Annotated in this window: 8 protein-coding genes; all 8 read right to left on the bottom strand. The window is 27.0% G+C overall.

What is annotated here, in order from left to right; all coding sequences use genetic code 11:
- Window positions 1-200: 200 nt before the first annotated feature.
- Entirely contained in the window at window positions 201-2828 is a 2628-nt protein-coding gene (locus B5E79_RS11040) for a bifunctional glycosyltransferase/CDP-glycerol:glycerophosphate glycerophosphotransferase (RefSeq protein ID WP_158095500.1), read from the bottom strand.
- Window positions 2829-2853: 25 nt separating this feature from the next.
- On the bottom strand, window positions 2854-3243 hold the full coding sequence (gene tagD, locus B5E79_RS11035) for a glycerol-3-phosphate cytidylyltransferase (protein ID WP_087298054.1): 390 nt from the start codon (window positions 3241-3243) through the stop codon (window positions 2854-2856).
- Window positions 3244-3266: 23 nt separating this feature from the next.
- On the bottom strand, window positions 3267-4079 hold the full coding sequence (locus B5E79_RS11030; protein ID WP_087298053.1) for an ABC transporter ATP-binding protein: 813 nt from the start codon (window positions 4077-4079) through the stop codon (window positions 3267-3269).
- Window positions 4080-4091: 12 nt separating this feature from the next.
- Window positions 4092-4916: an ABC transporter permease gene (locus B5E79_RS11025; protein ID WP_087298052.1), complete on the bottom strand. Its 825-nt coding sequence runs from the start codon at window positions 4914-4916 to the stop codon at window positions 4092-4094.
- A 64-nt stretch (window positions 4917-4980) separates the two neighbouring features.
- A complete protein-coding gene (locus tag B5E79_RS11020) occupies window positions 4981-5328 on the bottom strand; it encodes an EamA family transporter (RefSeq protein ID WP_087298051.1) in 348 nt (115 codons plus the stop codon).
- On the bottom strand, window positions 5325-5687 hold the full coding sequence (locus tag B5E79_RS11015; protein ID WP_087298050.1) for a DUF2304 domain-containing protein: 363 nt from the start codon (window positions 5685-5687) through the stop codon (window positions 5325-5327). The genes B5E79_RS11020 and B5E79_RS11015 overlap by 4 nt, the downstream gene beginning before the upstream one ends.
- Window positions 5688-5689: 2 nt before the next feature.
- Complete coding sequence (locus B5E79_RS11010; protein ID WP_087298049.1) at window positions 5690-6394, bottom strand: glycosyltransferase family 2 protein; 705 nt, start codon at window positions 6392-6394, stop codon at window positions 5690-5692.
- Complete coding sequence (locus tag B5E79_RS11005; RefSeq protein WP_087298048.1) at window positions 6387-8318, bottom strand: DUF6020 family protein; 1932 nt, start codon at window positions 8316-8318, stop codon at window positions 6387-6389. The genes B5E79_RS11010 and B5E79_RS11005 overlap by 8 nt, the downstream gene beginning before the upstream one ends.
- Window positions 8319-8345: the final 27 nt, after the last annotated feature.

Raw genomic sequence — 8345 nt, 5'->3', positions numbered from 1 at the left:
AAAAAAAGGAAATAAAATAATGAATGTCTGCAATTTCCTTTAAAATAAAAGTGGGGTGTTTCTGCCCCACAATTTTTTTAAAGCTTTTTTATAAAACCCCGCGATTATTTAAAGCGCCCTTAAAACTTTTTAGTCTAAAATACCTATATGATAGTTATTTATTTTTAAACAAGAAATTGAAAAACTTAAATTTATATAATTTATCTCTTGTTGTTAAGTCTATCACTCAATCTGTTATATGAATTAACTAACCTTCTTGTAAATTTATTTGGATTCTCTCGATACTCTATCTTTTGTATCTGAATATGTGGTAAAAGATTATCAAATGCTCTCAGCATCAACGAATCAATATTAATAAAAGAAAATATTTTTGATATAAATAATTTCATTCGTTCAAATAAAGTATATGGAATATTTGGATTCGTTACCACATAACTTACATGATTATTATAATCATCTAATAACGTTTTTCTTAACAAATAGTTAAATTGATTTTTTAATAAAAACATAATAGGATTATCCATATTCTTTACTTCTTCTAACTGTTTACAGTCTTTTCTTTCACAACATTTGCTTGGAAAATATAATGTATGTTTTATTAACTTATTTGAACTATAGTCAAATACTTGTAAATTATTATTTTTTCCATCAAAGAAATAATCATTGAGAAGCTTTGTCGCATAAATATCATCATATTGTGTAAATTGATCATAATAATCTTGGCTTTCTTGAGATTGATCAACTTTCTTTCGTTTACCTTGAATATATTCCAACATATCTTCAATAGTATAAATTTTTTCAAAAGGTAAAGTACGTACATCAAAATATGTTCCTCTATTACTCATATATTCTTCATAATCATACATAAATAATACTATAGGTTTTTTTGTAATAGAATAATCAAAGAAAACACTTGAATAATCTGAAATAAGAATGTCTACACAATTTAAAAATTCATAATTATCAATATTCGGGAAACTTAAAATATGTTTATATCCTGAAATATCTATAGAATCCTTAACTAATGAGTGCAAATTCACATAAAACACCTGATTATCATTCAAAACATTATCGATTTTATTTAATATATCTTTTAATTGTTTTTCATATGTTTCATTAACTGCACCACTACTTTGTCCACCACGCCATGTTGGCATGTAGGCAAATACTTCTTTTCCTACTAAATCAAACTGTTCCCTTATTTTCATTGCTTCTTGCGTATTCATAAAGATAGTATTTCTTGGATAACCACATAAAACCGCTCTACCAGTAAAAAGTTGAAACAAATTATAATCTTCCATCATATGAACCATCGTAAAATCATTTGGAAAAAGCAAATCAGTACTATGCAAAAAGTTTCTTTGCATATTACTCATATCTTCGATACCTTCCACCATATTTTTACCTAATGTCTTTAATGGTGTACCATGCCAAGTATTTATGTATTTTTGACCATTTCTTCTTATAAAATATGGTGGGAATGATACATTGTTAACTAAATATTGACAAGTTGCTAAAATCTTAGCATATTCTTTAGTATTTAATTTTACAAGTGATGCATTAATTTGATATTTATCTAATAATTCTTTATGTGTATCATAATTTTGAGTTGTTACATAAATTTTCATCTCAGGATGTGTTTTCGCTAATTCCCTCATCATATAAAATGGTGAATCAGATATTGTTGTACCATGAAACGACTCAAATAATACTGTATTTTCAATAATTTCACTATGTTTATAATGATATGCATAAGAATACTTCACTCGATTATTTCTAGAAAAAATCTTTCTTGCTTTTTTCATAGTTCTTTTTATCTTAGCACAAATCTTATGAATTGTATTAGGAACTAATATGGAAGCAAACCAATAAATTTTTTTCTTCATAAAGAATTGTTTAACAGGTTTACCCACATCATAAAATGTAAAATAATACGGATTATTTTTCCAGTCAGCAAAATATTTATTTAAATGTTTAAATCCTTCAGTCACAAAAGATATTTTCATTTTTGCATCTTTATACTTATGAAATTCTTTAAATCTAAATATGATATGTCTCATATTAATAAATAATAATTCATCATATAATTGATCAAATAAATTCAATTCTTTAAAGCGCTCATTCAACAATTGTAATGATTGGAATAACTGCAGTTGCTTGCGAGAATAAGTTGCTGTAATAGATCCTTTTCTTTTAAGAACATAATAAATTAATGGTTCATCAATTTTAGATACTTTATTTGCTTTTGCTAAAAGAGGATATATAGTAGGTATATCTTCCCAAATCCATCCTTTTGGGAATAAAAATTTTGTCTGTTCAAATAATGATCTATGATATATTTTATTCCAAGCATATGGAGCATTTAAATGGATTAAAGATGGGCATTCCAACACACTTTGATTATAAATATCAATATTACCTTTTTGTAACCATCTATATGTTCCATTTATTTCATTGACTCCATAGTATCCACAAACAACAATTTGTGATTGGGTATCAATAGCTTTATTGTACATTTTTTCTAGGAATGTACAATCCACATAATCATCACTATCTAAAAATGAAATATATTCACCTTTTGCATAAGGAATTCCATAATTTCTTGCATCAGATAGTCCACCATTTTCTTTAATCAACCCTACAATTTTATCAGGGTACATCTTTTGATATTTATCAATTATTTTTTGTGATTGATCAGGTGATCCATCGTTGACTAATATAATTTCATAACTATCTAATGTTTGATTGATTAAACTATCAATACAACGAGGCAAATACTCCTCAACATTATAAATAGGAACAATAACTGAAACTTTTATATCACTCACTATAAACATCCTTTCTATGCGAACTTTATTTCAACTTCAAATCTTTTTTTATTTGTGTTGTAGAAATATCAGGCGTCCTTGGCAAATAAACAACTTCGCAATAATCTTTTAAATAATCAAATTTTCCTTTCCAATCATCACCCATAACAAAAACATCAATATTATGAGTTTTTATATCATTTATTTTTTGATCCCATGAATTTTCTGGAATGACTTCATCAACATATTTAATTGCTTCTACAATTTGCATTCTTTCAGTATCAGGAATAGTACATTTTTTTCCTTTTATAGCATTAAAAGCATCGCTTGAGACTGCAACAACTAAGTAATCCCCTAACTCCTTAGCACGTTTTAGAATATTCAAATGTCCAACATGGAATAAATCAAATGTTCCATATGTAATAACTCTTTTCATTTTTAGATATACCTCTTTTCTCACTATCCAAATATTTTATCAAAAATTCCTCTTCTTTTAACATGGGGGATAATTCTTTTATTAAATTTCTCATCACGTTCTTTTTTCTTACCAGCATTATCCAAAGAATTATAATAATCAACGTATTCAGCATAATGATCGCAAACATCTTTAATATCACCATACTCTTTTAACATTCCGCCTTCTATCCACATTGCAGTATCACAAAAATCTCTAACCTGTGGTAAGGAATGTGATATAAAGACGATAGTCTTACCAGTTCTTTTTAATTCTTTCATTTTATTAATACATTTTTGTGCAAATCCTTTATCACCAACCGATAAAGCCTCATCAACAATTAAAATATCAGGATCTAAACACAGATTAATAGAGAATCCCAATCTTGATTTCATACCACTTGAATATTTTTTTACTGGTTGATATAAGAAATCACCAATCTCAGCAAATTCAATAACTCCTTTTGTAATTTCTTGTATACGTTTCTTTGATAAACCAAGCAATGCTCCTTTTAATTCTATATTTTCTAAACCTGTCAATTGTTGATTCAATCCAGTATTAATAGCAATTAAAGCCTGCTCACCATTAACAATCATTTGACCTTCATCTATCTCACTAATTCCTGCCAAAATAACCGACAATGTTGATTTTCCCGAACCATTTGTTCCAAGAATGCCTACAACTTCACCTTTAGGTATTTTAAAATTAATATCTTTTAACGCATAAAACCTTTTATCATTTGAATTTTTCTTATCTTTTGATTTTAAATTGTATATTTTAGAAACATGTTTAAATTCTATTGCATATTCTTTTTCCATGATTTACCTCACTTAAATTAAATCAATAAATTTATGTTTAAATTTATACATCATACAACTACCAAAAACAAACAAAATCAAAGTTATGATCCAAAAAGCAATCATCGAATGTGAATAAAATAAAATCCCTTTATGATAAAAGAAACAATCTCTATATCCTTGTACAACATAATAAATCGGATTAGCTTTCATAATCCACCCAACAAACTTTGGCATATGTGTCAACTGATTAATGTCCCACAAAATAGGTGTTAAATATAACAATAATCGCATACATGCTAAAACAAGTTTTCTCGTATCCCTTGCTAACATGTTTAATACTGATGTGGTTAATGATAAAGAAATTGAAAAAATAATTGCACATAACACATAATAAATCAAACCAAACCAATGTAAACTTGGATATATACCACCAAATAAGAAGACAATAACTAAAATAGCCATCAAGCAAAAATGATTAAATAATTCTTTCATAACAACAGTAGCAGGTAAAATACTTACAGGAAATTTCATTTTTGTAATGACATTAACTTTTGAAAAAACAGCATTGCATCCATTGGTAATACATGGAGATATAAAAAACCAAACAACCATTCCACCCATCATCCAGAAAATATATGGAATTGTCACACCATATGACGCAACAGCTTTCTTTTGAAAAACGATTCCAAATGCAAACCAATATGTTAAAACTTGAATTAATGGATGTGCAAAATTCCAAAACAATCCTAATTTAGAATCTCGCATATCCGCAAGAAGTTCATATTTAGAAATCGAATAAATTCTAAACAAATTATGAAAATTTTCTTGCAATACATATTTTATACTTTTAAACATAAATGTCCTCCAATGAGTATATTAAACTCTTTTTTCTTATAACACAAAAAGCAATATTATTATACTACTTTTGAACAACAAGTAACACACCTATAAAAATTATAATAACTCCTACCCATCTTAACATTGGTATTTGTTCATGAAATATAAATGCAGACACAATCATAACTACAGGAAAGGCCAATGCCTGAATAGGATAAGCAAAACTTATATCCACTTTACTTAATATATATAACCATAACATTGTTGTACCAGCATATAAACACAATGCAATTAATACAACTGGAGAAAACATTAGTCTAATCATATCAATTAGGCTAGTAATTTCTTTGCCGTTACTTCCTATTTTAAATAGAATTTGTCCACATACCATCATTAAAGTATTTACTAAACATAATATTAACATCTTCATGATATTTTCTCTCTTTCTTCCAATTCTCGTATTCTCTTTTCATAAATTGCCATTTTTTGAACCAAAATTCTTTGCTTTTCACCTAAATCAGAGACGACAATTGTTAAAAACATAATAATTAATATTAAGAAAAACAAAATCAAAGCAAATACTCCATTCGTGAATTCAACAATTCCTAATAAATGTAAAGGTACTTCTAATATTGCCGGAAAAACAGCTATTAAAAACATAACTAATCCCGTAAAAAGCCATAATAATATATATTTTAAAGTAACTTTATTTTTTCTCAATAAAGAAAACAAACATATGAAATAAAAAATAATGGCTAGAATCATAGAAACTTGTAAAAGTCTATTCATGCCTACTTCTCCTTTCGATGACTAAATCGTTTAAAAATAATTGCAAGAGATACTTTTAACATATAATAGATAGATTTAAAACTATGTATTGAACTTTGTCCTCCGATTCTTTCGTTCATAATAACAGGGACTTCTTTGATTCTTTGATGAAATAAAATAGCTGTGGCAAGAGCTTCTGGCTCAGGATAATCTTGAGCATAATCATTAGCATAAATATCAATTAAATTTTTATTAACTGCTCTATATCCACTTGTAACATCATAAACTTTTTCTTTATAAAATACTGATATACATGTACTAAGAATATTTATTCCTAATCTACGCAATGCCGAAGATTGAAATCCTTCTTTTTTAATAAATCTAGATCCAATACATACATCTGCTTCATTTGATAAAATTGGATTAATCAAATCTGTTATATATTGTGGATCATGTTGTCCATCTCCATCTATTTGAATAGCAATATCATAATCATTTTCTTTAGCATATTTATATCCAGATTGAACAGCACCACCTATACCTAAGTTAACTGGTAAATCTAAATAATTTACATTTGATTTTTTTAAGATATCCAAGGTATTATCTGTAGAACAATCATTGATAACAATATAATCAACAGAGATAGTTAATTTCTTAATAGAATCTATAACTTTTAATATACTTTCCTTTTCATTATAACAAGGAATGATAATTAAGATTTTAGACATTATTGACATCTCCTTCTTCATTTTGTATATGCAAAATATATGCAATCAATATTGGTACTCCTAAAATTAATGGATAAATATATCTCATCATAGTATTTGCTGGTGAAACCATGCATGTCAACAATAATACTATAAGAGGTGTATAAACTAATATTACAGATTTTTTTGATATATATATCAAATAAGCAATACTACAAATCATTAGCCATGTATAAAAACCAATACTTTCAGTTAAACCAAGGATTGGTATATCACGAACTATTTCTGGTATTTCATTAACAATACGACGTCCTGTTGATAAAACTTCTGGACTCGAAACACCATATCGTTTACCTGGTGGAGTAATTTCAGTATAGGCAATCCAGCTTTTTGCCTCAGGATAAAAATATCCATAACAATTATTCATAGTTGCCTGAACATATACTTCTGGATGAATGAATAACCATTTTGCCCAAACGCCTAAATAATCTCTCATTTCTTCAGCTGTTGCATCTTTCTTGTATGTTGCCTTTACTTTATCAGATAACTCTGGTTGATATCTTTCGTCTATTGTATCATAATTTAAGATCTTGTTAATGATTATTCTGTCTTCTTCGGGGATTTCATCACCGTATTCCTTAACTAATCTAGCTGTTTGTTGAAAAGGTACAGAATACATTTCTCTTTTACTTCCAGGCGCAATTTTAAAATAAGGATAAATAACATTAGAAATAATAACAACAAATACAAATGCTGGTATAAATGTTGGGAAAATAATTTGTTTAATATATTTTCTAAAATAAATACATAACACAATATCTGTTGGTATTAAAACATAAGCTCCGTTATTTCTTAATAACATTAAAATTAGATTTATTACCGAAAAGTATATAAGCTTCTTTTTATTTCTGAAAAATATTTCAGGAGATCTAACCATCTCTAAAAGACATAATAAATACAATACAAACACAAAAGCAAAATTGACATCTTTTAAGGTCGTGACAGCATAATTAGCATTAACTGGGACTAATCCAAACAATAAAACCAAACCAACTCTTATGTATTTATGAACTCCCAATTGAGCCAACTTATATATAACATAAGACAATACTGCCGCAAACATTAAAGCTTGCCCATAACAGAAAATCATTAACCCTAACCATGGAAGATGCAATATATTTCCTATTTTCATACACCCAACTGCTAACAATGTCTGTAAAACAGGATTATTATTATTTAATGTTACAGATGGATCAATTAATGTGACTGCTCTTAAACTATATGTTTCAACTCCATAAAAACTATCTAACATATCAAAAAAATCATAGTTAGTAATACCAGGAAAATTGAAAATAAGAGAAGGTAACCAACATAGCAATATTATACCCATAACTACAAAAAAAGATTTCTTATTTGCAGTAAACCAATCTTTTTCCTGTAATTGAGTATGGAATAATTTTTTCGTACTTAAATAATAAAACAATAACCCCAATATAATAACGAAAAAAGAGGTATATCCTATAAATAAAACACAACCCTTCAAAACTGTTCTATAATTAGTAAAAACCAAATTCCAACTATCTGTTTTTGCAAACGATTCACCAAATACTTCAAAAAATGCAAATAGTAATGATGGAATTATAATACATTTTTTTAGTTTCCTATCTGCAATACTATTAAATTTTAAATATAAGCATATAAAAATTATAAAGATTACTAAAAATGCAACAGAACTCCCATCAAAAGACATTAAAAAATCTCCAATAAGAAATCTTATTTTATTTAAGTAAGAATCTAATATATGTATATCATTCTTAACTCCTAGATATTTACATATCTCTTGAAATGAATTGACTTCCAATTGAAAAAACATTGGTAACGTTGCAAAAAAAGCAATAATAGCTGCTTTTATTACAAACAAAGAAGATTTATATTTTAATTTCATATTACACCACCTTATACGTTTTCTATG

This window comes from Massilimicrobiota sp. An134 (assembly GCF_002160815.1).
GTDB classification, from domain to species: domain Bacteria; phylum Bacillota_I; class Bacilli_A; order Erysipelotrichales; family Coprobacillaceae; genus Allocoprobacillus; species Allocoprobacillus merdigallinarum.
This window is presented reverse-complemented; position numbering and strand designations above follow the sequence as displayed.